Consider the following 24,500-nt stretch of genomic DNA (forward strand, 5'->3'; position numbering starts at 1 on the left):
GGGCGGCTGCCTCTTCTCGCGGCCCCCCCGCCCCAAAAACGTTCCTCATCGTTGGGGAACGTTTTGTTTTTGTGGCCGCCGCCCTCGCGGGGTCGCGTGCCCCTGCCCCCTGGGGCACGCGACCCGGCCCCCGTCCCGCCTGTCGTCACGCGGTCCGGTCCTGTCGTCCCACTGTCGGGACGCGACCTGGGCCGAGCCTGGTTCAGGGGTCAGTACCGCCAGGGTTGGCCGGTCTCGCGGTACTCCTCGACCGGGACCAGTGGCACCCCGGGGGTCATCCGGTCGACGTAGAGCCGCCCTTCCAGGTGGTCGACCTCGTGCGCCACCAGGCGGGCCATGCCGAACTCGAACGAGGTGATGATCCGGCTGCCGTCCCAGCGGGCGTGTTCGACGTCGAGCCGCAGCGGCCGGGGCACCAGTCCCCGGTGGTCGAAGAAGGAGAGGCACCCTTCGTACTGCTCGTCGGTGTCGGGGGCGGCGTCGACGACCCGGGGGTTGAGCAGGACGACGGGTTCGGCGGGGCGGTCCGGGGGGCGGACCACTGCCGCCGCCCAGTCGATGCCGAGCTGCGGGGCCGCGATGCCGACCCCCTTGCGGAACGGGTGCAGTTCGTCGAGCCGGGCCAGGGCGGTGTTCAGCCGGTCGACGGTCTCCCGGGCGGCGGGCTCCTGTCGGGGCAGGTCGAACTGGCGGCTGGGCTGTCGTAGCAGGTCGGCACCGCGTTGGACGATGCCGAACTCCCGCATCCGGTCGCTGGCGCGTACCCGGGTGGGGGTCTCGGGGTGCTCCGACTCGGTGTCGGGCTGGGACCGGAACCGCCACTGCATCCGGTAGCGCGCGTTGAGCGGCGGGTCCTCGGTCTTCCAGTCGAAGACCGCCCGCCCGTCGACGTCCTGTCGGGCGACGGGGGTACGCAGTGGCCCCTCCTCGGAGGAGAGCGACGTCTCCGCCCCCCACACCTGCGGGTCGAGGTCGGCGGGGAGGTCCAGGCGGACGGCCAGGTGCCGGGTGGGCAGGCGTACGGCCCGCTGGAACCAGGTGCCCCACTTGTCCCGGCCCACCCGGTACGAGTACTCGATGGTGGCCCGGTGACCCGGGTAGAGCGGGAAACGCCTGTCGGCGTTCTCGAAGAGCAGCCAGATCTCCTTGAAGGCGTCCCTGTCGTGTTTGGCCCGCCAGTGCATCGGCTCCTGCTCGCCGGCGTCGTCGCGCAGGGCGCTCAGTTGCAGTTCGGCGAAGGTGAGGGGGTGTTCCCGGTGGTGCCTGTTGGAGCGGCCCGGGTCGTTGGGGTAGCGGTCGACGGCGACCCGGGCGAGGTAGCGGGTGACCGGTTCGGTGCCGGCGTTGTACAGCTCCCGCCGGATGACGCAGTGGTAGTCGTCACCGGTGTGGGTGAGGGTGGCGTGTTCGCGTTCGACGATGAGGCCGGTTCCCGGTGGCATCCACTGGCCGGGGTGGGGCGGTTCCCGGTGGGCGGGGAGGGACCGGGCGTGTCGGAGGTCGTCGTACTCGCGGTATCGCTGCCAGATGGCGCCGCTGGCTTCGAGGACGGCCTCGGCCCGGCGGGCGAAGTCCTCGGTCGGCCGGTGTCGGCGTCCCTCGACGTGGCTGACGTACGACGGGTCGAACCCCATCATGGTGGCGAGCTGTTTCTTGGACAGCCCCCGCCCGGTGCGGTGGCGGGCGAGCTCGGCCGCGAAGGAGTCGGCGGCCCGGTCGAGCGGGGATGTCGTCATCAGCTTCCTCAGGGCTGGGTAGTACAAGTCTCACGTTCGGTGTCCGTCGACCGAAGAAAGTGACGTCTTCTCGACTTTTGACTTGACATCACCCGGGAATCCCGATCGCGGGCACCAACTTCGACAAACCCTTCCGCTCGGCCGAAAGGTTGGTTAGGCTTGCCTTAGCTGAGACGGCCAAACGGTGACGAAGGGGGTGATTCCGGTGACATCGGTACTACCGAAGCCGGGAACTGACCACCCGCAGCTCACCGTCGGCGAGGCGCTGGCCCCGGTCACCGCCACCCTGCGCGCCATGTTCGGCACCGACGACCTGCCCGGGCTCACCCCCGGCCTGCTGGTGACCGACGAGTTCGGTTGGGAACCGGCCTCCACCCTGATCGACGGGACCCACCTGCCACGGGTGCTCGCCGAGGCGGCCCACCGCTGGGGCGGCACCCCGCACGCCTGCGCCGCACTGGCCTGGAAGTCGTACAGCTACTACGCGGCGCTGCCCGCGATCCTCGGCTGGGCCGCCGCCCGGCGGGTCCCGCTGCTCGACCCGGCCGACGTGCTGATCACCTTCGCCGACCCCCGCCCGCTGGTCACGCTGGGCCTGCGCGCCTCGACCCCCGTCGCGGTGCTGCCCACCGACCCGCTGGCCGGGCTGCCCGGGACCCGGGTGGTCGCCGACGAGTCCGAACTCCTGGCCGTCCTGCGCTCCACCCTCCTGGACGCCCACTTCCACCCGATGATCACCGCCTTCCAGCGGGAGGCCCGGGTCGGCACCCGTACCCTGCTCGGATCGGTCGCCTCCAGCACGGCCCACGCGCTGCTCCAGGCCGCCGACGCGCTACCCGGGCCCACGACGCGCAGCGTCGACACCCTGCTGGACGCCCTCGACCTGGCCGACCTCGTCGAGGTGGTGCCCGACGCCTCCGGTCGGCCGACTGTGCAACGCCGCACCTGCTGCCTGGCGTTCACCCTGCCGAGGCCGAAGGTCTGCCAGGGCTGCTGCGTCCGCTCCTGACCGCCGCTCCGTGACCGCCGGTGCGAGATAGAACACCTGGTCAACCCCGGTCACTCCCGTTCCCAGAAGCGGCATTTCATCCTATTTGATGAGTAGTCATGACAATTCATAGTGTAGTTAGCGCTCCGGGCGCCGTGCGGGGTTCGAGGCACTGGCGTAATATGTGCGGGGTTCGCTGACCGCCGATCTCGCGCCGCCCCCCGACCCACGATTCGGCCATCCTGGTCCCCCGGTTCCGGCACGTTCTGGGCGGGTGATTCACTCTGTCGGTTCAGGCGCGGGTCTAGTCATACCGTGAGGAATCGACGACGATGGCAGAAATCACTGGGGATCAGCGCATCCAGTCAGAGGTGCTCGAAGGCTTGGCCACAGCGGTCAACCACCGCAGATGGTTCGTCGAGCTGGCCCTGCCGTACCTGGGCGACGATCCCATCGAGATCGGCAGTGGCCTCGGCGACTACGCCCTGGAGTGGGCACCGCACGTCCCCCGGTTCACGGCCACCGAGGCCGACCCCGACCGGCTGGTCTCCCTGAAGGACCGGCTCGCCGACCACCCCAACATCGAGGTACGGCAGATGCTGCTGCCGCACTCCGAGGACGGCGGATACAGCGCCGCCGTGTCGTACAACGTCCTGGAGCACATCGAGGACCACGTCGGCGCGCTGAGCAGCATGAAGGACCTGGTCCGACCCGGCGGCGCCGTGATCATCATCGTTCCGGCGTTCATGTTCGCGATGAGCCCGGCCGACGTCGCCACCGGACACGTCCGGCGCTACACCAAGAAGACCCTGGGCGCGGCGATGACCCAGGCGGGCCTGCGGGTCGAGCGGATCCACTACGCCAACGCCCTCGGCCTGATCGGCTACTTCATGGCCACCAAGGTCTTCCGGCTGATGCCGAAGGAGGGCCCGATGGTGAAGGTCTACGACACCCTGGTCCTGCCCGCCACCAAGGGCGCCGAACAGGTCGTCCGCCCCCCGTTCGGCCAGTCCGTCTTCGCGGTGGCCCGCGTCCCCGGCTGAGGGTGCCCCTTCCCTCCACCCACCACACCGACCACCCCGCCTGTCGCCCGCGCCCACGTACCAGTGGGCCGCGCACAGGTTGTGGTGGCCTCCACCCGTCGGCGCAGGCCACCACAACCACGCGTGGCGCGGTCACCGACCGCGCCCGGCCTACTCCTTGACCTGGAACGTCGGGCGGATCACCGCTCGGGCCAGGGTGTGGAAGGCCAGGTTGAACCCGACGTACGCACACGAGACGTCCGGCCCGAGGTCCAGCTTCTCCACGTCCACCGCGTGCACGGCGAAGACGTACCGGTGCGGCCGGTCCCCGGGCGGCGGGGAGGCTCCGCCGTACCCGGAGTCCCCGTAGTCGTTGCGCACACTGAACGCCCCACCCAGCCCGGCCTCGTCGACCCCGCGCGGCAGCTCGGTCACCGAGGCCGGCAGGTTCACCAGCACCCAGTGCCAGAAGCCGCTCCCGGTCGGGGCGTCCGGGTCGAAGCAGGTGACCACGAAACTCTTCGTCTCGTCGGGGAACCCGGACCAGGCCAGCTGCGGCGAGACGTTGTCACCCCCGGCGCTGCCGTGTGCGTACGCCCCGTCCAACGGCTCGCCGTTGCGGACGTCCGCGCTGGTCAGCTCGAAGCTCGGGACGATCGGCAGCAGCTCGTACGGGTCCGGGGCGATCGGTCGTTCCAGGCTCATCGAAACGGGTCCTTCCGGTGTGCGGATGTCGTCTGCGCACCTTCATACCCCGTCGAGCGCGAGGAGCAGCTCTGGAACGCCGAGCAGCGCCTGTTGCGGCGGCGCAGCGCATGACCGGCCTACTGTCCGACGAGATGTATCCACCGGCCCTCGCCCGTCGACTCGTCGAACGGGCCACGACGTGGTGGCCGCCCTCGACGTCGAAGTCGGCCTCTCGTCCCCGGCGGGTGTCACAGGTGCGTGTGAGGATCGGCGCCGTGACTGAGTGGATCTACAACGATCGCCCCGAGGGGCTCAGGGTCCTGGACGAGCGGATCGCCGAGCCGGGCCGTACCCGGATCGAGGACGAGATCTGGGAGTGGGTGGTACGCGGCGAGGACGACCCCGACGAGTTCGTCGACTACCTCGACGGGGACGAGTACCGCCACGGCGCCACCGACGAGGACCTGCGTGCGGCGTACGAGAAGGCGCTGGCAGCCCGCCGGGACCAGCAACAGCAGTGGGGCGAGGTCCGGGGCAACCTGGACCGGGCCTTCGCCGAACTCACCGAACTCGGCGTGGTGGCCAGGGAGAACTTCACCTGCTGCGGCACCTGTGCGGACACCGAGATCCACGACGAGCGCGACGATTCCCGGCACTGGCACGGATACGTCTGGTTCCACCAGCAGGACACCGAAGCGCTGCTCACGAGCGAGGACGGCGAGGTCTACCTCGGCTACGGTGCATTCGCCCCGGCCGACTTCGACGAGGCCGCCTACGTTGCCCTCCCCGAATCCGAACAGCAGGCCCGCTACCAGGCCGACCTGGAACGGCTGCTCGACGACCTCGTGTTCCCGGTGCTCACCAGGAACGGGATGCGGGTGGAGTGGAACCGCCAGCAGAACAGGCGGGTCCGGGTGACCGGAGCACAGTGGTACGCGCCGTTGGTCTGAGGAGATCCGGTTGGGGCGGAGGGTGTGGGATTCGAACCCACGAAGAGATTGCTCCCTTACCGGTTTTCAAGACCAGCGCCATCGGCCACTAGGCGAACCCTCCCGGCCCGCGCCCCGTAGGACGCGACCGCCGACCAGTGTGCCAGAAGCCCGCACGGGCACCGCAGGCCGACCATGATCGTTGGCGGTTTTGCGACTCGACGCGCCGGGGAAGGGGTCGCTGAACCGCCAATGATCATGAGGAGACCGCAGGTGTGAGGAGCACGGGGTGGCGGGTGGGGTGGATCGGGTAAGACTGGGGGATGCGTGCTGTCACGATTCCGGAACCCGGTGGCCCCGAGGCACTCGTCTGGGCGGAGGTCCCCGACCCGGAGCCCGGCCCCGGTGAGGTGCTCGTGTCCGTCCGGGCCAGCGCTGTCAACCGGGCTGACCTGCTGCAACGGCAGGGGCACTATCCGCCCCCGCCGGGTGCGTCGGCGTACCCCGGGTTGGAGTGTTCCGGGGTGGTGGCCGAGGTCGGGCCGGAGGTGACCGGGTGGGCGGTCGGGCAGGAGGTCTGTGCCCTGCTGGCCGGTGGCGGGTACGCCGAACGGGTGGTCGTCCCGGCCGGGCAGCTCCTGCCGGTTCCGGCGGGGGTCGACCCGGTCGACGCGGCGGCCCTGCCGGAGGTGGCCTGCACCGTCTGGTCGAACGTGGTCCAGGTGGCGGGGTTGGCGGAGGGGGAGACCCTGCTGGTGCACGGGGGTGGCAGCGGGATCGGCACCTTCGCGATCCAGTTGGGGGCGGCCCTCGGGGCGACGGTGGTGGCGACCGCCCGGTCGGCCAAGCACGACCGGTTGCGGGAGTTGGGGGCCGCGCACCTCGTCGACTACCGGGAGCAGGACTTCGTCGAGGAGGTACGCCGGGTCACCGGGGGGCGGGGCGCGGACGTGATCCTGGACATCATGGGCGCGGCCTACCTGGGACGGAACGTGTCGGCGCTGGCCACCGGGGGTCGGCTGGTGGTGATCGGCATGCAGGGTGGTCGGAGGGGCGAACTGGATCTGGGGGCGCTGCTGGCCAAACGCGCCTCGGTGACAGCCACCGCCCTGCGGTCCCGCCCGGTGTCGGAGAAGGCCGCCATCGTCGCGGGGGTCCGGGGCGAGGTGTGGCCGCTGGTCGAGGCGGGGCGGATCCGGCCGGTGGTGGACCGGCGGGTGCCGATGGCGGACGCGGCGCAGGCGCACCGGCTGGTCGAGGCGAGTGACCACCTGGGCAAGGTCCTGCTCACCGTCGATCCGGTGGGGTGACCTCGGGTGGCCGGAGCCCGGCCCGCCGCCGGGTTCGGCAGCGGCACCGCCGGAGGGCGGCCCGCCGCCGGGATTCAGATCACCGAGGCCCGGCCCGCTCAGCCGGAGCGGGCGGCCCGGTGACGTGGGGTCAGCGGGGAGGGCCGTCGGACTTGCGGCGGGTCCGCTCCCGGCCGAGGATCCAGATCGCCTCGACGCCGTCCTTCCAGGTGATCTTCTTGCCCTCCTCGCGGCCCCGCGCCCGGTAGCTGATCGGGACCTCGAACGGGCGGATCCGGCGACGCAGCAGCTTGCCTGTCACCTCGGCCTCCATCCCGAACCCCTGGGATCTGATGTCGAGGGAACGGTAGAGGGCCACCGGCATCAGCTTGAAGCAGGTCTCCAGGTCGCTGATGTAGGAGTTGAACAGGACGTTCGCCGCCATCGTGACGCCCTTGTTGCCCATCACGTACCAGAAGCTGTAGGCGCTGTGGCTGCCGAAGGTCCGGTTGCCGTAGACGACGTCGGCCCGGCCGTCGAGGACCGGGTCGAGGAGCTTCGGGATGTCCTGCGGGTCGTACTCCAGGTCGGCGTCGAGGATGACCATGTACTCGCCGTCGGCGTTGTCGACGGCGGTCCGGATCGCCGCGCCCTTGCCCCGGTTGCGGGGGTGGGTGATCACCCGGAGCCGGGAGTCGTCGGCCCGCCCGAGGATCTCGCCCGTGCCGTCGCGGCTGCCGTCGTCGACCACCAGCAGCTCGATCTCACACGGGTAGTCCACCGCCAACGCCTGCTTGAGGGCGTCGGCTATGCGGTCCTCCTCGTTGTAGACCGGCATGAGGATCGAGAGCTTCACGAGGTTCTCCACGGTGGCGACAGTAAATCCGACCTAGCCTAGCCTGGTACCCCCGGCGGAGACGGTTGCCATCGCCAACGGTCGGCGCAGCGCCCCGAACGTGATGGTGTTTACTTCCCGCCATGTCCGCCGGCTTCCTGCTCGTCATCCTGCCGGTCGCCACGGTGGCCGCCCTCACCTACGCGCTGCGCCCGTTCGGCACGACACCGGTGGCTCCGCTCCGGCTGGCCGTGGTGCGCGCGGCGCTGCTCACCGGAGCGTACGCCGTCGGGGTGGTGGAGCTGCTCGGCGCGGTCGGCGGCCTGACCGCACCGGCGTTCGCGTTGGCCTGGGTGGTCGCCCTCGCCGCCGCCGGGGCAGCGGCCTGGCTGCGGCACCGTCGTGACCCGGTCCGTCCGACCTGGAGCGACGTACGGGAACGCTGGGGTACTGCCGGTCGGGGTGAACGCCTGCTCCTCGGCACCGTCGCCGGGCTGATCCTTGTCGAACTGGTCGTCGCCCTGCTCGCCGAACCGAACAACTTCGACTCCCAGACCTACCACCTGCCCAAGGTGGAGCACTGGGTGCAGCAGGGTGACCTGGAGTTCTGGGCGACGGCCATCCACCGGCAGGTGACGATCCCGCCGGGAGCCGAGTACCTGCTGCTGCACCTGCGGCTGTTCACCGGCTCCGACGGGTTGCACAACCTCGTCCAGTGGGCCGCCGGGGTGCTCGCCGTCGTCGTGGTCACCCGGATCGCCGCCCAGTTGGGCGGGGGGCGGCGGGCCCAGCTCATCACCGCGTTCCTGCTGGCCACCACGCCGATGATCGCCCTTCAGGCGACCAGCACCCAGACCGACCTGGTCTGCGCCGCCTGGGTCGCCTGCGCGGCCACCCTCGTCCTCGACGGGCTGCACCGCCGCAGCGGACCGGCCACCGTCCTCGCCCTCGGGGCGGCCACCGGGCTGACGGCGGTGACGAAGACCAGCGGCCTGATCGGGGTGGGACCGCTGCTGGTGCTCTGGGGCCTGGCCCAACTGCGCCTGGCGTACGCCGGCAGGGCCGACCGACGAGGCCGGGGGTACGCGACGACGGTGCTCGGGTCGGTGGCGATCCTGACCGTCGCCGCCCTCGTCGTCGGGCCGTTCCTGGTGCGGGTGACAGCCGAGTTCGGGCATCCGCTCGGGCCGCCCCGGCTGCGCGAATCGATCCCGATGGAGCGGCACGACCCGCCGGCGATCCTGGTCAACGCACTGCGGATCGGGCACACCGCGCTGGACACCCCGTTGGAGCCGCTGCGGCGGGGCTCGGCCGCCGCCATCGTCGCCCTCGCGGAGGCGATCGCTGTCGACCCGCAGGACCGGGAGATCACTTTCGGCCGGGAGATGTTCCCCGAACCGTCCTGGTATCCGGACGAGGACCGGGTGGCGTTCCCGCTCGCCGGGATGGCGGTCCTGATCGCCCTGGTGCTCGCGGTGGCCCGACCGGTGCGGGTGGCCCCGGCCATGCCACCGGCGGTACGGGCGTACGCGGTGGCGATCGGGATCACCCTCCTGCTGCACACCTCGATGATCAAGTGGCAGCCGTGGGGGAACCGGCTGCTGGTGTACGCCCTGACCATCGGTGTACCGCTGGCCGGTCTCTGGCTGGACACCCTCCTGCGCAACAGGTCCGGCGACGGCCGACGGTCGGTGGCGACCGGGCTGGTGGTCACGGTGCTGGCCACCTCGGCCCTGGCCGGTGTCCTCGCCGTGTCGTACGGCTTCCCCCGACGACTGGTGGGGGACGGATCGGTCTTCACCACCTCCGAGTGGGACACCAGGTTCCTGCGCCGCCCCCAGTGGACAGCGGAGTTCCAGTGGGCCGCGTCGGCGGTACGCGAGCACGGGGCCGGTCGGGTCGGGCTGGTGCAGCAGAACGACAACTGGGAGTACCCCTGGTGGCTGCTGCTGCGCGACGCCGACGGGCAGGCCCCGGAGCTGGTCGCGTTGCAGTCGGTGCTGCCCGACCGACCACCTGCCGACCCCACCTCGGTCGACGCGATCGTCTGCACCGGCTCCCGTACTGTCTGCGCCGACCTGGTCCCCGACGGGTGGCGACTGGAGTTCCGCGACCACGTCGGCTACGCCCTGCGCCCGCCGGGCTGACCGGACTGACCGGGCACCCGTCCCGGCCGGGCCGACGTCCCAGCGGGGGCCGAGGTGTCGGCGGGGGCCGAGGTGTCGGCGGGGGCCGAGGTGTCGACCGGGGTCGCTGTCTGGGCCGGGTCGACGGGTTCTCCTCGTACCGTGACGGTGAAGGCGGCGCCCCCCTCGGGGGCGTGCCCGGCGGTGACGTCGCCGCCGAGGCGGCGGGCCAGTCCGGCGGCCAGGGCCAGACCCAGCCCGCTGCCGACCTTGCGGACACCCAGGTAACGCCGGTGCAGGACCCCGCGCTCGAAGGCCACCGCCAGGTCGTCGTCGGTGAGGCCGGGGCCTGCGTCGCGTACCTCGACGAGGCCGCCGTCGGCCGGACCCGGCCCGCCGGCCCGGACCGCGACCACGACCGGCGCGCCGGGCGGCACCACCCGCAGGGCGTTCTCCAACAGCCCGTCGACCACCTGCCGGATCCGCCCCGGATCGGTGTACGCCCGGATTGGATGGTCGGGCACCTCCACCCGTAACGGCACCCCGAGGGTCGCGCACCGGTCCGCCCATCGTTCGCCGACGTCACCGACCAGCCGGGACAGGTCCACCGGCACCGGTTCCAGGGGAAAGTCGACTGCCTCCAGCCGGGCCAACGCCAACAGGTCGGCGACCAACCGGTCCAGGTGTTCGGCCTCGGCCAGCATGGTCCGCCCGACCCGGGCCGCGTCGTCGGCGTCGACCACACCGTCGGCGAGCGCCTCGGCGTACCCGCGCAGTGTCGTCAACGGGGTCCGCAGCTCGTGGGAGACCGAGAGCAGGAACTCCCGCTGCCGTCCCTCGCTGACGGCCAGTGCCGTGGCCAGCCCGTTGAGGGCGTACGCCAGGTCGGCGACCTCGTCGGGCGGGTGCACCGGCAACCTGACCCCCCGCTGTCCGGCCCGCAGCCGGTTGGCCGCGTCGGCCGCGCCCCGGATCGGCCGGGCCAACCGACGGGCGAGCAACGACCCGGCCACCGCCCCGGCGGCGAGCCCGGCCACCAGGGGCAGCCAGAGGCCCCCCGCCACCCGACGCCACAGTCCGGGGCTCGTCGGTCGGGTCAGCACCACAGCGTCGCCACCGGGCAGGGTCCGTCCTTCGACGAGGGCGCGGCGGCCGTCGACGAGCCGTCGACCGGAGACGTCCCGGCCCTCGGCGAGCCGGTTGACCACCTGCCGGGGCAGCCCGGACCGGTCGGTCGTACCGGAGGGCAGGACGTGGACCGTGACGTCCCGGTCGGTGAGGCGGGCCAGCAGCGGATCCCCGGCGGCGGTACGGACCCGGTCGGGCTCGGCGCGCAGCACGTCGGCGACGAGTCGGGCCTGGTCGGCGAGGGCCTCCCGGTCCCGCCGCTCCGCGCTGCGGACCGCCAGGGGAACCGCTACCAGGACCGTCACCACCACCGACACCAGGGCCACCGCGCAGGTCACCAGGATCGCGCGGGCGGTCAGCGTACTGGCGAACCGGCCCCGGGGTCGGGGGCCGTCGACCGGCGGGGACGGATCAGCCATCGGCGGCGTACCCGACGCCCCGGTGGGTCCGGATCACCGTGACCGGGGCGAGTTTGGCGCGTACCTGGGCGACGTGCACGTCGACGGTCCGGGTGCCGGCGTGCGCGGCGTACCCCCAGACCGCGGCGAGCAGTTCCTCCCTGGTGAACACCCGGCCGGGTCGGGCCATCAGGTGGGCGAGCAGGTCGAACTCGGTGGAGGTGAGCTGCACCGGGTGCCCGGCGGCGGTCACGGTCCGGCGGGCCGGGTCGAGCCGGACCGCGCCGACCACCCGGGACTTCCCGGTCGGGTCGGGCACCCCGGCGGTCCGCCGCAGCACGGCCCGGAGCCGGGCGACGAGTTCCCGGGGGCTGAACGGCTTCGTCACGTAGTCGTCGGCGCCCAACTCCAGGCCGACGATCCGGTCCACCTCGTCGTCGCGGGCGGTGAGGAAGACGACTGGGGTCCAGTCCCCGTCGGCCCGCAACCGGCGGCAGACCTCGGTGCCGGGCAGGCCGGGCAGGGCGATGTCCAGCACGCAGGCGACCGGGCGCAGCCGTCGGGCGGCGAACAGGCCCGCGTCGCCGTCGCGTTCCAGGTGGACGCCGAACCCGTCCCGGGTCAGGTAGAGCCGCACCAGGTCGGCGATGGGGGGCTCGTCCTCGACCAGGAGGACGAGCCCACGCCCTGCGGTGTCGACGCTCACCGGCTCATGATGACCGACCACCGGCCGCGCCGGGGGTCGATGGGTGTTCGGGTTCGGCAAGGAGCCGGGCCGGGGTGACTCAGCCGCCGAGCGCGACGGATCCGGCCGTCACCTGGGCGGCGAACGGCTGGCGTCGGTCCCGGGCCGGGCCGTCGGGCCGGAAGAGCTGGTCCGGGGCGGCGGTCACCGGCGGGCGGGCCGGGGTGCCCGGCGGGCGGAGTCGGAACGCCTGCCCGAGCAGGGCGTCAAGGTGCCACACCTGCTTGGCGTGGTGGGCCCGGATGACGAACCGTTCGCGTACCCCGTCGATCGCGGTGGCGGCCAGTTCCAGCGCGGGGGTACGCGGGTCGGGGTGCCAGGTCACGTGGCTCAGTTCCCGCAGCTCGCTGTTGAGGTGCAGGCGAAGCCGGTGCAGGACCCGGGTCTGCCGGGTGACCACCAGGCGGCGATGGGTCAACAGGAGCAGGTACTCGCCGGCCATCGGCCGGTCGGGTCGACTGCACCGGGCCACCATGACGGTGGCGTCGCCGGAGCCCACGCACCGGCGAAAGATCGGCATGTGCCGGCTGACGGTCTGCACCGCCAGGCCCGCCTCGGCGGCGGCCGGCAGGAACGTACGGGAGAAGACGTCCATGCTGGTACCAACGACGGTGTCGTAAATGTGACGTGGGACACGCCAAGATTCTGCGGAACTTCCACGCCACGCGGCGCGGATCGCGGTTCCCGGGCGCGCCGACCGGACTTCCCGACGGGCCGGTCGGATCCCGCCTCAGACCGCAGTCGGACAACCCCCGCTGCCGCCGGGACAGCGGGTCAGACCGGATCCGGCTCGAACAGCTCGGTCAGCCAACCGGGGACCGCAGCGACGTAGCCGTCCCGGGCCGGATCGCCGGTGTCCACCGCCCGACGCCAGGACAGCGCCCGGCTGACCTTCGTCACTGTCATCGCCGGGGCGACCGCCGCCCGCAGGTCACGCCGGTCGTGACGAACGGTCCAGGGCTCCAGGTACGCGTCCCGGAGCCGGAGCAGCGCCGGATCGCCGGGCGGCAGGTCGAAGGCGTACGCCACCGAGCGGAGGGTGACCAGCAGGGTGCCGAACGGGTGGGCGACGGAGGCGTCGCCCCAGTCGAAGAAGCGGTACCCGGTCGCGGTGGCGAAGACGTTCCCGTCGTGCAGGTCGTCGTGCTGGACGGTGGCGGGCAGACCGGACTCGGCCAGCCGGACGCACAGCTCCACGAAGCTCGGCCGGTACGCCCTCAGCCGTTCGTACGCGCTCTCGGTGAGCCCGTCGGCCTCCCCGACGAGCAGCGCCGTGGCGTCGTCGAGGAGGTCGTCGAGCAGGTCGGGCAGGGCCGTCGGCCGGTGGTCCGGCACCCCGGCGGCCAGCAGCTCCCCGACGTGCGGGGCGGAGGCGAGTTGCAGGGCGGCGTACCCGGCCAGGGCGTGTTCCCATCGGGCGAGCCCGGGGCGGCCCTGCTCTGCGGCGGTCCGGCCGTCCGAGCCGAGCACCGCCCGGAGGGTGGGACCCCCGTCGGGCAGCAGTGCCCATCCCCGCTCGACGTCGACGGCCAGCGGGGTGAGCAGCGCCTCCGGGGCGATCCGGGCCAACGTCGCCACCAGGGGGACCTCGTACCGGGTGGCGGGGTTGTTGGCCTTGAACCAGACCGGCCCGGCGTCGGTGGGCACCCGCCACACCACCGACCACGGGCGGACCCGGGGCTCGACCGGGCCGGTGACCCGCCGCCCGGCCCCGGTGGCGAGTCGGTCGGCGATCCACTCCTGTGCCTGTCGGCGCCAGGAGGTCGCCGACCAGGGCGCTCCGACGGCGGGATAGGGCGAGTCGGTGGCGGCGGCGGACGGCGAGGCGGTCATCGGCGCAGCGTAGGCGGGCCGGTGGCGCGTCGGGAAGCCGTTTTCCGCGGGCTCCCTCAGCCGAGCAGGGCGAACGTCCGGCCGAGGGCGAGCACCAGCAGGAGGACCAGGATGGCGGTGGTGCCGACCGACTGGACCAGGGTCCGGTGCGACCTCGGGGCGTACGCCATGACCAACGCGACCATCGCCCCGGTCACCAGGCCGCCGAGGTGACCGGCGATGGAGATGCCCGGCACGGCGAAGGTGAAGATCAGGTTGATCACCAGGATCGGCAGGATCGCCGAGGTGTCCCGCCCGAGCCGTCGCATGATCACGAAGGTCGCCGCGAAGAGACCGAAGATCGCTGTGGAGGCACCGGCGGTGGCCTGGTTCTCCGCGCTGAACAGGTAGGCGGCGACGTTTCCGCCGAGCCCGGCCACCAGGTAGAGCGCGACGAACCGGGCCGGGCCGAGGACCGCCTCCAGGGAGCGTCCGAGGACCCAGAGCGCCCACATGTTCAGCAGCAGGTGGAGCACGCCGTAGTGCAGGAACATCGCGGTGACCAGGCGGTACCACTCGCCCTGGGCGATGCCGCCCACGGTGCCGTCGAGGAAGACCGCCTGCCCGAGGACCGCACCCCAGTTGGTCAGCGGGGTGCTGCCGCCCATCAGGCCACCGAACCCGGACCCGCCCGCCACCGCGTCCCCGCCCCGGTCGGAGAGGATGGACACCAGCATCATCATCAGGTTCAGCCCGATGAGAACCTTCGTCACGTAGCCGTGACGGCCGGCGTCACCGCCACCGAAGGCGGTACGCGCCGGCCGTACACTGCGACGGCCCTCGTCGACACACTCCGGGCACTGGTGCCCCACAGCTGCCTCGCGCATGCAGTCCGGGCAGATCGGACGGTCACACCGGTTGCACCGGATGTACGTCTCCCGACCCGGATGCCGGTAGCAGACCGGCGTGGTCGGCGGGGATTCGCTCACCGTGCCCGCCCTGCGGAGCGCTCAGTCATGCAGGCAAAGGTACCTCGCGGTCCTCGATCAGGCGTCGTTGCGTTCGATGGTGACGCGCTCGATCACGACGTCCTGCAACGGCCTGTCGCTCGGGCCGGTCGGGGTGTTGGCGATCGTGTTGACGACCTTGACCGAGTCCTCGTCGGCGACCTGGCCGAAGATGGTGTGCCGGTTGTTCAGGTGCGGCGTCGGGGCCACGGTGACGAAGAACTGCGACCCGTTGGTGCCCGGTCCGGCGTTGGCCATGGCGAGCAGGTACGGACGGTCGAACCGCAGCTCCGGGTGGAACTCGTCACCGAACTTGTAGCCCGGTCCGCCCCGACCGGTCCCGGTCGGGTCACCCATCTGGACCATGAAACCGGAGATGACCCGGTGCGAGATGGTGCCGTCGTAGAACGGCCCGGAGCCCGGCTGACCGGTCCGCGGGTCGGTGTACTCCCGGTTGCCCTCGGCCAGGTCGACGAAGTTGCGGACGGTCTTCGGGGCGTGGTTCGGGAACAGCTCCAGGCGAATCGGCCCGGCGTTGGTGTGCAAGGTGGCGTAGACAGCCTCGGCCACGGGTACTCCTCAGTCGTTGGTCAGTTCCATGCGGATCCTCCCATGTGCCCGATCTGGCAGTGCGGAGGCATCCGAAGGTGGAGGATGACGGAGGAACGACTCCCAGGAGGTGGGAACGTGTTTGGAATCGCGCGACGGAAGACCCAGGGGCAGTTGGCCAGGGCCGAGCTCAACCAGGGTGTCGGTCACCTGAGGTCCGCCGCGACGCACGCCGCGAAGGGTGCGGGCGCGACTGTCGGCCCACGGGTCCGGGCGGCCCAGAGCTACGTCGCGCCGACCGTCCTGGTGGTGCGGGACCGGGCCACCAGCGGTCTGTCCACCACGGCCGCCGCGATGGCACCGCTGGCCCTGGCGGTCCGCACCGCACAGGCCGAGGCGGCCGGGCGGGCGAAGACCGGGAAGAAGGTCGCCGCGGCGAAGACCTCCGCGATGAGCAAGAAGGCCAAGGCGAAGACCCGCAAGGCCACCGGCCGTCGGCAGAAGCGGTCCCGGGGGATGCTGGTCGGGCTGCTCGCCGTCGGCACCGTCGCCGGGGTGGCAGGTGCCATGGCGGTACGGCGTCGCCGCGAGCAGCAGGAGTGGGCCGAGTACGACCCGGGCCACACCCTGGAGCCGATGCACGACGAGGTGGAGACCCTTGAGGTCCGGACGGCGACCGGGCGTGACTCCTCGTCGGTGCGGACCTCCGACGCGTCGGCGAAGGTGTCCGACGCGTCGACCATGTCGAGCAGCTCGCCGGTGGCGGGTGGCCCGACCGGGGCGGGCAGCTCCCCGGTGGCCGGTGGCGACAGCGCCTCCACCACGCGGCCCGGCACCCAGCCGGTGATCCACGAGAACCCCGGTGTGCCGTCGGTCGCCGAGGGTGCCCGGAACGTCTCCGGCCGTCCGGCCGACGACCTCAGTGAGGCCCTGCGCAACGGGGCCCAAACCCCCACCCCCCGCTGACCCGCACCACCCGTTCGCCTCGTCGATCAAGGGGTTTGCGTCACGGTAGTCGGCCTACCTGACGCAAACCCCTTGATCGACACATCGGTAGGGGGTGGTGCCGGGCGGGCCGGCCCGATTCAGGGGGGTGATGGGCGACCCGACCCACCCGGCACCCTGTGGGGGCGGGGGTGATGCTCACCGCACCGTCCAGGTCGGGCCCGGTCGCACCCTGGGCACAGAGGTGACCACGACCACAACGTGAATGGCGCTCGCGACATTGTCGGGTCGTCGACCGGCCCGGCGGGACCCCCGGGCCGGTCACCATCCGATAACTTTCCCCGGCTACCGCCGGTGGAGTCAGCGGCCGCGGACCTCGGCGACCGCCTCGGCGAGCCGACGGACCCCCTCGTCGATCCGGTCGGCGGTCACCGCCGAGAAGGCCAGCCGCACCGCGTGCCGACCCCCCTCCTCGACGAACTCGCTGCCCTTGACCACTGCCACCCCGCGCTCGGCGGCGGCCGGGGCCACCAGCTCGACGTCGACGTCCTCCGGCAGCTCGACCCAGAGGAAGTAGCCACCGTCGGGCTCCACGAACCGGGCGTCCGGAATGTGCCGTCGCAACGACTCGGCGAGGACCCGCGCCCGCTCCCCGAGGGCGGTCGAGACGGTCGCCACCGAGCGGTCGATGTCACCGGAGACGCAGAACTGGTACACGATCGCCTCGGAGACCATGCCCGGGGAGATGTAGAGGTTGGTCGCCTTCTCGGCGATGTCGGCGATCAACGCCGCCGGTCCGACCAGGTAGCCGACGCGGACGCCGGGGCAGACCGTCTTGGTGAAGCTGGAGGCGTGCACCACGACGTCGCGGGTGTCCAGGGAGAGCATCGACGGCAGCGGCTCGCCCCGGAACCGGACGTCGGCGTACGGGTCGTCCTCGAAGATGGTGAAACCGTACTCGGCGGCCAGGTCGAGCAGCTCCCGACGCTTGTCCAGCGACAGCGTCACCCCGGCCGGGTTCTGGTAGTTCGGGATGATGTGGGCCAGCCGGGGGCGGACCCCGGAATCCAGGAGCTTGCGCAGCTCGGCGGTGTCGATCCCGTCCGGCTGGATGGTCACCGCGTGCACCTCGCTGCCGAGCTGCTTGAGGTTGAACAGGGTCCGGTCGTACGTCGGACGCTCCACCACCACCGCGTCGCCGGGGCGGATCAGGTGGTCGAAGAGGAACGCGTCGGCCTGCAACGACCCGTTGGTGATCAGGACCTGGTCGGCCTGGACGCCGTGCTTGTCGGCGATCCACTTCCGCAGGGGCGGGTACCCGACGGAAGTACCGTACGCGGTGATCCCGGCGGGGTCGGTGTCGAAGGCGCGGACGGCGGCGGCCTTGAGGCCCTCGACGTCGAGGATGTCCAGCGAGGGAGCGCCACGGGCGAAGGAGATCAGCTGCTCGGCGGTCATGGTTCCAGAGCGTACGGGCGGTCCCCGGCCCGTCGTCGACGGCACGGCCGTGTCCGCATCATGAGCCACCTGTCGGGTGACCTCCGACCAGCGGCGCAGCGGGTCCGGGAGCGTTCAGGCGGCGACGGCCAGGGGCTCGTTCCGCAGCTGACGGGAGAACCCGGACAGCTGCACCCCGAGCGCCAGGTAGAACTGACCCCAGTCGAAGTAGGACCGCCACGCCACGATCCGGCCCCGACGGGCCCGGACCACGTCCACCACGTCCCAGCTCACCGTCCGGCCGGTCGGCGCGACGGTGCCGAGCGGGGTGTGCAGGACCCCGGTGTGGGTCCCGGTGAGCCGCTGCTCCAGGGCCAGCCCGCCGGCTGTCTCCACCCGTCCGGTCACCTCTGCCCGCAGGTCGGGGAAGGCCCCGGTCCAGGTACGCAGGAACGCGGGCAGCTCGGTCGGCCGGAGGGTGGCGCCGGGGATCGTGTAGGCGGCGTCCGGCGCGTACAGGCCGGGCAGGCGGGCGAGGTCCCGGCGCAGGATCATCGCGTACTGCTGGCCGGCGAGGCGTTCGGCGGTGCTCATGGTGTGCCCTCCTCCGCGGGCTCGGTGCCCTCCGCGGGTTCCTGCGGCCCGTCCGCACCCGCAGTCAATCTCTACCCGTCGATGGCCCGTTCACACCTGCAAACCGCTGTGACCTGGGCGGAGTCGACCGGTCGCCCACCGTGTGTGGTCGACGCGAAGCAGACCGGCCGTCGCGCGACCGTCGGCCCGCTCGCTACTGTCGTGACGTGTCCACCGAGCCCCTACGCTGCGCCGGCGTGCTGGTCGTCGGCGACGACGGCGCATCCGCACACCTGCGACGGCCCCAGCACCGACGCCTCGTACCCGTCGGTGACGGGCCGATCCGGTGGCGCGTCACCACCGCCACCGCCGCCGGCTGCGCGATCGGTCGGTGAGCGACGCGGTCGAGCTGGCACCGCACCGATTCGCGGGGCTGGTCAACCCGGTGATCGACAGGGTCTTCGTCGCCGGTGTCCTGGCCGGTCGCGACGGTGGCGGTGCCGAGCTGAGCCAACGGTACGGCGGCCCGACCGCCACCGCCTTCCTCGTCGAGTTCCGCACCCGGCTCGCCGCACCGGGCGGGATCGTCGACGCGGCGGGGTTCGCTGCGGTGTGCCGGTACCGGAACCCGGCGGCCAGCCGACGGGCCCTGGACAAGCACGTGGCGCACGGGATGCTGCACCGGCGGGGCAACGGGGCGTTCTCCGCCACCGAACGGGGCACCGCGTTCCTCGGCGAGCTGTACCAGGTGCACGCCGAGGTCACCGAGGAGTTGTGGGCCGGTCACGACGACCGGGTGCTCCGGCTGGTGGAGGCGTTCGGGCGGCTGCTGGAGTACGCGCTGGTGGCGGTGGAGTCCGACGAGACCGCCGAGGCGAGCGCGTTCTGCGCGCTGGCGCCCCCGTACGAGCCGGACGGCACCCCGCCCGGGGTGGTGCTGCTCAACCGGCTCGGCGCGCTGCGGTCCCACCGGGCGGACGCCCACGCCGCCGCCTGGAGCGCCGCCGGGCACACCGCGCAGAGCGTCGACGAACTGTCCGACGGGCCGGAGCGGGTGGCGATCGAGTTGGAGACCGACCGCCGGGCCGCGACGCCGTACGCCGCGCTGACCGCCCCGGAGCGCCTGTCGGTCCTGGCCGACCTGGCCGCCCTCCCCGGCTGACCTGGCCGTTCTCCCCCGGTGACCCGGCCGCCCGCCCCGGTGACCTGGCCGCCCTCCCCCGGCTGACCGGTTGGCCATGGGGCGCGCCGACGGCAGCGCTATCCTCCACCGGTGACCGCAGTCGTACGAGGGAGGACGTCGGCATGATCGGGATGGTGCTCGCCGCCGGTGCCGGACGCCGGCTGCGGCCGTACACAGACACACTGCCCAAGGCGCTGGTGCCGGTGGACGGGGAGACCACGATCCTGGACATCGCGCTGCGCAACCTCGCCGAGGTGGGGTTGCGGGAGGTCGTGATCGTCGTCGGGTACGCCGCCGACGCGGTCCGGGACCGTCAGGCCGACCTGGAGCAGACCTACGGCGTCACCCTCACCCTGGTCCACAACGACCGGGCCGAGGAGTGGAACAACGCGTACTCGCTCTGGCTGGCCCGCGAGCACTTCGCCCGGGGCGTCCTGCTGGTCAACGGGGACACCGTGCACCCGGTCAGCGTGGAGAAGACCCTCCTCGCCGAGCGGGGGCCGGGGGTCCTGCTCGCCGTCGACACCCTCAAGGTGCTGGCCGAGGAGGAGATGAAGACCACCTTCGACGCCGCCGGTCAGCTGACCCGGATCACCAAGCTGATGGACCCGGGCGAGGCGTACGGCGAGTACATCGGCGCGACGCTCATCGAACCGCAGGTGGCCGAGGCGCTCGCCGACGCGTTGGAGGCCACCTGGCGACGGGACCCGAACCTCTACTACGAGGACGGCTACCAGGAGTTCGCCGAGCGGGGCGGCGAGGTCCGGGCGGCCCCGATCGGGGACGTCGCCTGGGTGGAGGTCGACAACCACGACGACCTGGCCCGGGCGCGGGAGATCGCGTGCCGCTACTAGCCCGTACGGTAAACACCCCACTGGCGATCGAGGTACGCCGGGGTGCGGTGGCCGACCTGGGTCTGCTCCTTGCCGATCGGCGGATCTCCGCAGGTGGGGACGTGGCGGTGGTGGTCGGCCCCGGGCAGGGCGAGAAGATCGCCGAGCTGTGCCGTCCGACGCTCGGCTCCGCCGACGTGTTCACGGTGACCGGGGGCACGGTCGACTCCGCCAACGAGTTGGGCGACCAGCTCCGGCTGCGCAACTACGACGCGGTGGTGGGCATCGGCGGCGGGAAGACCATCGACACCGCCAAGTACGCCGCCAGCCGGTACGCCATCCCGATGGTGACAGTGGCGACCAGCCTGGCCAACGACGGGATCGCCTCCCCGGTGGCGTCGCTGACCCACGAGGGCGGCAAGGGCTCGTACGGGGTGCACATCCCGATCGCCGTCATGGTCGACCTGGACTTCGTGGAGAACGGGCCGGACCGGCAGACCCAGGCCGGCATCGGGGACGCGGTGAGCAACCTGAGCGCCTGCGCCGACTGGGAACTGGCCCACGAGGCACGTGGCGAACCGATCGACGGGCTGGCCGTCACCCTGGCCCGGACCGGAGCCGAGGCCCTGATCAACCACCCCGGGAAGATCACCGACGACGGGTTCCTCACCACCCTGGCCGAGGCCCTGATCCTGGGCGGGATCTCCATGTCGATCTGCGGGTCGAGCCGCCCGGCCAGCGGCGGGGACCACGAGATCTCACACGCCATCGAGCACCTGCACCCGGGCCGGTCCTCGCACGGGGAGCAGGCCGGGCTCGGTGCCCTCTTCTGCACCTTCCTCCGGGGCGACCTGGAACGCTTCGGGCAGCTCGCCCGCTGTCTGCACCGGCACGGACTGGCCACCACCCCCGCCGACCTGGGCCTGACCGACGACCAGTTCGTCGAGGTCGTGCAGCACGCGCCACGGACCCGACCGGACCGCTACACCATCCTCGAACACCTCACGCTCACGCCTGCGGAGACCCGGAGGCGGCTTGGAGAGTACGCCGATGAACTACGCCAGCACGTTGGCTGAGCCGACCAAGCCCTCCGTCGCCGACTTCCACCGGGTGAACCGGGGCGGCGGCCTGTTCAGCGAGTCGGTGAGCCAGTGGCTGGGGGCGGTCTTCGCGCTCGTCGCCCAGCGGCTGGGGCTGCGTCCCACAGTGCTGACCATCGTCAACCTGATCCTCGGGCTGGCCACCTCGGTCAGCGTGGTGGCGCTCGCCCCGGCCGTCGCCGAGGGGTCCGTACCGGCCTGGCTGGTGGGGTTGGTGGCGCTGGTCGGGTGGCAGGTGGCGTACGCCCTGGACTGCGCCGACGGTCAGCTCGCCCGGGTGACCGGGCAGGGCAGCCCGGCCGGTGCCCGGGTCGACGTCCTCTGTGACGTGGCCGCCCAGATCGCCCTGGTGGCCGCCCTGGCGGCGACCGCCGTGGCCCAGCGCCCCGAGACCCCGACCTGGCTGGTGGCGATCTTCGCCGGCACCTGGATGGTCAACCTGGTCACCTCGGTCATGCAGTCCGGCCCCAACGCGGCCAGCATGGTCACCTCCACCTCCCTGCCGGTACGCCTGGTGAAGCTGGTCCGCGACTACGGGGCGGTCATCTTCGCCGCCGCCCTGGTGCTGGCGTTCGCCCCGGCCCTGGTCCTCTGGGTGATCATCGCCTTCACCGTCGTCAACGGCGGCTTCCTCCTCGCCAGCATCGCCTTCTCGGCCCGCGCCTCGCTCTGACCGCGCGGGGGGAAGGGGGCGGATTTCGGCCCCTCCGGGGGCCACTTCCTTCCAACATCCGTCGAGGACGAGCGGTACGGTCCTGTCGAGGCGGCTTCCTCGGGTGCGGCGGCGGAGTCACAGGAACTCGGCGGCGGTCCGCTCCACGTCAGCAACGAAGTCTTCGAGCTGGTCCTCGGTCATGCTGCGGTCCCGCAGGAGTTTGCCGAGAAGAACGATCTGGATCTGGAGCGCGGTCTCCGGGCTCATGTGCTCGACCAGGTGCGTCTCGCCGAGCGCCGCTCTGACCAGACCTTCCATCTCCAGCGCCGACAGGGACTCACTGGCCGGAAACTGCGCCCGCGTCTCGGTCACGTAGCGGGCGACCTCGGTCGGCGAGTGCCCCGAGGCGAAGCGGTCGTTGACCGCAATGGCGAACGCCGCACCGATCACCTGACTGCCGCCCTGCCATCCCGAGGTTTCCAGGGTGTCCAGCAGTTGGTCCACGGTGCTCCAGTCACGCCGGGCCATCGCGCGGATCAGGTCGCTGAGTTCCGTCCGTACGCTCACGACTTCGTAACCGCGACGACCCCTCGCCAGTTACACGGCGGGACAGCTCTGCGAGGCGGGTTTGACGATCCCGACGGACCGCGCCACACTCCTTGTATGACACCTGTACGACAGGACTCACCGGCCAGCACCAGCGGAAAGGTGCGCAAGCCAGCCAGAGACACCACCAAAAAGGGACGCGCCGTGGCGACCGACGGACGTGCGACCAAGAAGCGCGAGGCAACTCATCCGACGCGCGGAAAGGGACAAAAGGGCACCTCCGGCGCTAAGGTCGCTCAGGTTCGACTTCAACCAGACGAGGTCGCCGACCTGGAGATGGTCGTCCGGCACCTGAACCTCGGCTCAACCTCCGAAGCCCTGCGGGAGGGGCTCCGTCTGCTGGTTCGAGAGGCGGCGGAGGAGCAGGCAGCAGAGGAAATCCGCGCTTTCTACGACGGCAAGCAGGCCCCCCGGCCCGCAGGTGTCGCCCCCGCCACAGAAGCCGAACTCAGGGCAGCGGACGACACTCAGTGGTAGGTCTGGACATCGCGATGCGGGGTGAGGTGTGGGTATGCGCCATGCCGCAACCGATCGGGCCGCACCCAGCGATCATCCTGACCGTCAACAAGATCGCTCTCCCGCTGTCCTCGGTGACGGTCGCACTGGTGACGGGAACCGCTGGCCCACCCGCCACCCACGTTCCCGTCGGGCGTGAAGCCGGCCTGACCAAGTACGACCAGTCATATGTGAACTGCACCGACCTGCACACCATCGACAAGCCTCGTCTGCGCCGACGACTCGGCCGACTGGCCCCTGCCGAGCTCCGCCGAATCGAGGAACGCATCCGACAGGTCCTCGGCCTGTAGGCGATTTCGCGGTCGAGACGTGGTCACACCTTCGTCTGATAGCGAAGGTGTCGGCCGGTGGCCGTCATGGTCATGACGCTGTACTCGAACGGGGTGCCGTCTGCGGTGAACGTGAGCCGGGTCAACACGATCACCGGATCTCGCTCGGAGATTCGGAGCTCGACCTGCTCCCCGGGAGTGGGGAGGCGGGCGGTGACGTCGTCCACCGCCCGATCGGGGGTAAAACCGAGGTTGGCGAGCAGGGTTACGGCTCCGCCGGGGATCTTGGCAGGTTCGGCCAGCGGGGTGCCGGTGGCGATGCCGCCCGGGTAGTAGGAGTCGGTGAGTTCGACGGGGTGACCGTCCAGCAGCATCACGCGCCGCCGGAGCACGACGGGCGTATTCGGAGCCAGACGCAGGGCCTCGGCGACCTCCGCTGATGCGGCGATTTCTTCCGCTGCGGTGATGCGCTGGGTTCCCCGCCTGCCTGTCGAGGCTGCCTCCTGTGCCCACGCGTCCCCGCCACCCGGGGTCACATACCGGTCTGACGTGCTGTCCTGTCGCATCCGCTCCGGCTCCGTCCCGGGATAGCGAGAGTGCCCCGACTCCAGAGGTGGGAGCCGGGGCACTTCACGAGAGGTCGGGCTAGTTGCTCTTGAGGGAGTCGACGAAGGTGCGCCAGCCCTGGGCCTCGAAGGCCAGCACCGGACCGGTCTTGTCCTTACTGTCCCGAACGGCGACCCCGTCCCGGACGTCCGCCACCTCGACGCACTGCCCGTTGCTCTGGCTTCTGCTGCTCTTGCGCCACTTCGGCTCCACGGCTGCCCCTCCTCCTGGTTACGCCAGACTCCTGGCCACCTCTTCAGCAACGAAGGACCTCGCCAAGCTGAGGCCCAAGGTTATGCGGCTGTGCCTGCGGGAAAGGTCGGTCTAGTTGCTCTTGAGGGAGTCGACGAAGGTGCGCCAGCCCTGGGCCTCGAAGGCCAGCACCGGACCGGTCTTGTCCTTGCTGTCCCGAACGGCGACCCCGTCCCGGAGGTCCGCCACTTCGACACACGCGCCGCCGTTGGCGTCGCTGCGGGTGGACTTGCGCCACACCACGCCGGTGAGGTCCGGGTTCGACATGTCAGCC

27 protein-coding genes, 1 tRNA gene and 1 pseudogene are annotated in these 24,500 nt (G+C 71.6%); 13 read left to right on the plus strand and 16 right to left on the minus strand.

The window, feature by feature from the left end; genetic code table 11:
* Positions 1-209: 209 nt before the first annotated feature.
* Entirely contained in the window at positions 210-1,736 is a 1,527-nt protein-coding gene (locus ABT336_RS10245) for a peptide deformylase (RefSeq protein ID WP_350896212.1), read from the minus strand.
* Between the two features lie 295 nt (positions 1,737-2,031).
* Here ABT336_RS10245 and ABT336_RS10250 point away from each other — a divergent pair, with 295 nt between their 5' ends.
* Both ABT336_RS10250 and ABT336_RS10255 read left to right on the plus strand, forming a co-directional pair.
* A complete protein-coding gene (locus ABT336_RS10250; protein ID WP_350896262.1) occupies positions 2,032-2,745 on the plus strand; it encodes an IucA/IucC family C-terminal-domain containing protein in 714 nt (237 codons plus the stop codon).
* A gap of 311 nt (positions 2,746-3,056) precedes the next feature.
* Positions 3,057-3,767, plus strand: a complete 711-nt coding sequence (locus ABT336_RS10255) for a class I SAM-dependent methyltransferase (RefSeq protein WP_350896214.1) — start codon at positions 3,057-3,059, stop codon at positions 3,765-3,767.
* Positions 3,768-3,917: 150 nt separating this feature from the next.
* Here ABT336_RS10255 and ABT336_RS10260 read toward each other — a convergent pair whose 3' ends face one another.
* On the minus strand, positions 3,918-4,451 hold the full coding sequence (locus tag ABT336_RS10260) for a YbhB/YbcL family Raf kinase inhibitor-like protein (RefSeq protein ID WP_350896215.1): 534 nt from the start codon (positions 4,449-4,451) through the stop codon (positions 3,918-3,920).
* A 257-nt stretch (positions 4,452-4,708) separates the two neighbouring features.
* Between ABT336_RS10260 and ABT336_RS10265 the strand changes: the two genes are divergently transcribed.
* On the plus strand, positions 4,709-5,383 hold the full coding sequence (locus tag ABT336_RS10265) for a DUF6891 domain-containing protein (protein ID WP_350896216.1): 675 nt from the start codon (positions 4,709-4,711) through the stop codon (positions 5,381-5,383).
* Positions 5,384-5,399: 16 nt separating this feature from the next.
* On the opposite strand, the gene ABT336_RS10270 is transcribed toward ABT336_RS10265, so the two are convergent.
* A tRNA-Ser gene (locus ABT336_RS10270) sits at positions 5,400-5,486 on the minus strand.
* A 199-nt stretch (positions 5,487-5,685) separates the two neighbouring features.
* Between ABT336_RS10270 and ABT336_RS10275 the strand changes: the two genes are divergently transcribed.
* On the plus strand, positions 5,686-6,672 hold the full coding sequence (locus tag ABT336_RS10275; protein WP_350896217.1) for an NAD(P)H-quinone oxidoreductase: 987 nt from the start codon (positions 5,686-5,688) through the stop codon (positions 6,670-6,672).
* Positions 6,673-6,802: 130 nt separating this feature from the next.
* On the opposite strand, the gene ABT336_RS10280 is transcribed toward ABT336_RS10275, so the two are convergent.
* Positions 6,803-7,507 (minus strand): glycosyltransferase family 2 protein, encoded by a 705-nt coding sequence (locus ABT336_RS10280; RefSeq protein WP_350896263.1) that lies wholly within the window; start codon positions 7,505-7,507, stop codon positions 6,803-6,805.
* Between the two features lie 122 nt (positions 7,508-7,629).
* Here ABT336_RS10280 and ABT336_RS10285 point away from each other — a divergent pair, with 122 nt between their 5' ends.
* On the plus strand, positions 7,630-9,633 hold the full coding sequence (locus tag ABT336_RS10285) for a glycosyltransferase family 39 protein (protein WP_350896218.1): 2,004 nt from the start codon (positions 7,630-7,632) through the stop codon (positions 9,631-9,633).
* A 95-nt stretch (positions 9,634-9,728) separates the two neighbouring features.
* Here the strand turns inward: ABT336_RS10285 and ABT336_RS10290 are convergent.
* From ABT336_RS10290 to ABT336_RS10315, 6 genes and pseudogenes are all read right to left on the minus strand, one after another.
* Positions 9,729-11,159 (minus strand): annotated as a pseudogene (locus ABT336_RS10290) (sensor histidine kinase); the annotation flags it as partial.
* The gene (locus ABT336_RS10295; protein WP_350896219.1) at positions 11,152-11,844 is read right to left on the minus strand and encodes a response regulator transcription factor; all 693 of its coding nucleotides are present in this window, start codon (positions 11,842-11,844) and stop codon (positions 11,152-11,154) included. The gene ABT336_RS10295 and the pseudogene ABT336_RS10290, both read right to left, overlap by 8 nt.
* Positions 11,845-11,923: 79 nt before the next feature.
* On the minus strand, positions 11,924-12,478 hold the full coding sequence (locus tag ABT336_RS10300; RefSeq protein ID WP_350896220.1) for a hypothetical protein: 555 nt from the start codon (positions 12,476-12,478) through the stop codon (positions 11,924-11,926).
* Between the two features lie 179 nt (positions 12,479-12,657).
* Positions 12,658-13,716 carry a phosphotransferase gene (locus ABT336_RS10305; RefSeq protein ID WP_350896221.1) on the minus strand — a complete coding sequence of 353 codons (1,059 nt, stop codon included), beginning with the start codon at positions 13,714-13,716 and terminating at the stop codon, positions 12,658-12,660.
* Between the two features lie 56 nt (positions 13,717-13,772).
* Complete coding sequence (locus ABT336_RS10310; protein ID WP_350896222.1) at positions 13,773-14,684, minus strand: rhomboid family intramembrane serine protease; 912 nt, start codon at positions 14,682-14,684, stop codon at positions 13,773-13,775.
* A gap of 57 nt (positions 14,685-14,741) precedes the next feature.
* On the minus strand, positions 14,742-15,272 hold the full coding sequence (locus tag ABT336_RS10315; RefSeq protein WP_350896223.1) for a peptidylprolyl isomerase: 531 nt from the start codon (positions 15,270-15,272) through the stop codon (positions 14,742-14,744).
* An 84-nt stretch (positions 15,273-15,356) separates the two neighbouring features.
* Between ABT336_RS10315 and ABT336_RS10320 the strand changes: the two genes are divergently transcribed.
* Positions 15,357-16,217 (plus strand): hypothetical protein, encoded by an 861-nt coding sequence (locus ABT336_RS10320; protein WP_350896225.1) that lies wholly within the window; start codon positions 15,357-15,359, stop codon positions 16,215-16,217.
* 339 nt (positions 16,218-16,556) lie between these two features.
* Here ABT336_RS10320 and ABT336_RS10325 read toward each other — a convergent pair whose 3' ends face one another.
* Both ABT336_RS10325 and ABT336_RS10330 read right to left on the minus strand, forming a co-directional pair.
* Positions 16,557-17,654, minus strand: a complete 1,098-nt coding sequence (locus ABT336_RS10325) for an aminotransferase-like domain-containing protein (RefSeq protein WP_350896226.1) — start codon at positions 17,652-17,654, stop codon at positions 16,557-16,559.
* Positions 17,655-17,768: 114 nt separating this feature from the next.
* Positions 17,769-18,227, minus strand: a complete 459-nt coding sequence (locus tag ABT336_RS10330; RefSeq protein WP_350896227.1) for an ester cyclase — start codon at positions 18,225-18,227, stop codon at positions 17,769-17,771.
* 206 nt (positions 18,228-18,433) lie between these two features.
* Between ABT336_RS10330 and ABT336_RS10335 the strand changes: the two genes are divergently transcribed.
* The 5 genes from ABT336_RS10335 (at position 18,434) to ABT336_RS10355 (ending at position 21,995) form a co-directional block, all read left to right on the plus strand.
* Complete coding sequence (locus ABT336_RS10335) at positions 18,434-18,601, plus strand: hypothetical protein (RefSeq protein WP_350896228.1); 168 nt, start codon at positions 18,434-18,436, stop codon at positions 18,599-18,601.
* Positions 18,598-19,368, plus strand: a complete 771-nt coding sequence (locus ABT336_RS10340) for a hypothetical protein (protein WP_350896229.1) — start codon at positions 18,598-18,600, stop codon at positions 19,366-19,368. Before ABT336_RS10335 ends, ABT336_RS10340 begins: the two co-directional genes overlap by 4 nt.
* Positions 19,369-19,511: 143 nt before the next feature.
* Entirely contained in the window at positions 19,512-20,243 is a 732-nt protein-coding gene (locus ABT336_RS10345; protein ID WP_350896230.1) for a phosphocholine cytidylyltransferase family protein, read from the plus strand.
* Positions 20,231-21,298 (plus strand): iron-containing alcohol dehydrogenase family protein, encoded by a 1,068-nt coding sequence (locus ABT336_RS10350; RefSeq protein WP_350896231.1) that lies wholly within the window; start codon positions 20,231-20,233, stop codon positions 21,296-21,298. Before ABT336_RS10345 ends, ABT336_RS10350 begins: the two co-directional genes overlap by 13 nt.
* Positions 21,273-21,995, plus strand: coding sequence for a CDP-alcohol phosphatidyltransferase family protein (locus ABT336_RS10355; protein WP_350896232.1), 723 nt, complete (start codon positions 21,273-21,275; stop codon positions 21,993-21,995). Before ABT336_RS10350 ends, ABT336_RS10355 begins: the two co-directional genes overlap by 26 nt.
* A 117-nt stretch (positions 21,996-22,112) precedes the next feature.
* Here the strand turns inward: ABT336_RS10355 and ABT336_RS10360 are convergent, their stop codons facing one another.
* On the minus strand, positions 22,113-22,544 hold the full coding sequence (locus tag ABT336_RS10360) for a hypothetical protein (protein ID WP_350896233.1): 432 nt from the start codon (positions 22,542-22,544) through the stop codon (positions 22,113-22,115).
* A 141-nt stretch (positions 22,545-22,685) separates the two neighbouring features.
* Between ABT336_RS10360 and ABT336_RS10365 the strand changes: the two genes are divergently transcribed.
* Positions 22,686-23,060, plus strand: coding sequence for a hypothetical protein (locus ABT336_RS10365; RefSeq protein WP_350896234.1), 375 nt, complete (start codon positions 22,686-22,688; stop codon positions 23,058-23,060).
* Between the two features lie 14 nt (positions 23,061-23,074).
* Entirely contained in the window at positions 23,075-23,389 is a 315-nt protein-coding gene (locus ABT336_RS10370; RefSeq protein ID WP_350896264.1) for a type II toxin-antitoxin system PemK/MazF family toxin, read from the plus strand.
* A 23-nt stretch (positions 23,390-23,412) separates the two neighbouring features.
* Here the strand turns inward: ABT336_RS10370 and ABT336_RS10375 are convergent, their stop codons facing one another.
* The 3 genes from ABT336_RS10375 to ABT336_RS10385 all read right to left on the minus strand — a co-directional run bounded on the left by ABT336_RS10375 (position 23,413) and on the right by ABT336_RS10385 (position 24,493).
* Positions 23,413-23,934, minus strand: a complete 522-nt coding sequence (locus ABT336_RS10375) for a UTRA domain-containing protein (protein ID WP_350896235.1) — start codon at positions 23,932-23,934, stop codon at positions 23,413-23,415.
* A 79-nt stretch (positions 23,935-24,013) separates the two neighbouring features.
* A complete protein-coding gene (locus ABT336_RS10380; protein ID WP_350896236.1) occupies positions 24,014-24,187 on the minus strand; it encodes a DUF397 domain-containing protein in 174 nt (57 codons plus the stop codon).
* 111 nt (positions 24,188-24,298) lie between these two features.
* On the minus strand, positions 24,299-24,493 hold the full coding sequence (locus ABT336_RS10385) for a DUF397 domain-containing protein (protein WP_350896237.1): 195 nt from the start codon (positions 24,491-24,493) through the stop codon (positions 24,299-24,301).
* Positions 24,494-24,500 lie beyond the last annotated feature (7 nt).

The sequence above is a fragment of the Micromonospora sp. NPDC000207 genome (genome assembly GCF_040300925.1).
Taxonomy (GTDB): Bacteria; Actinomycetota; Actinomycetes; order Mycobacteriales; family Micromonosporaceae; genus Micromonospora.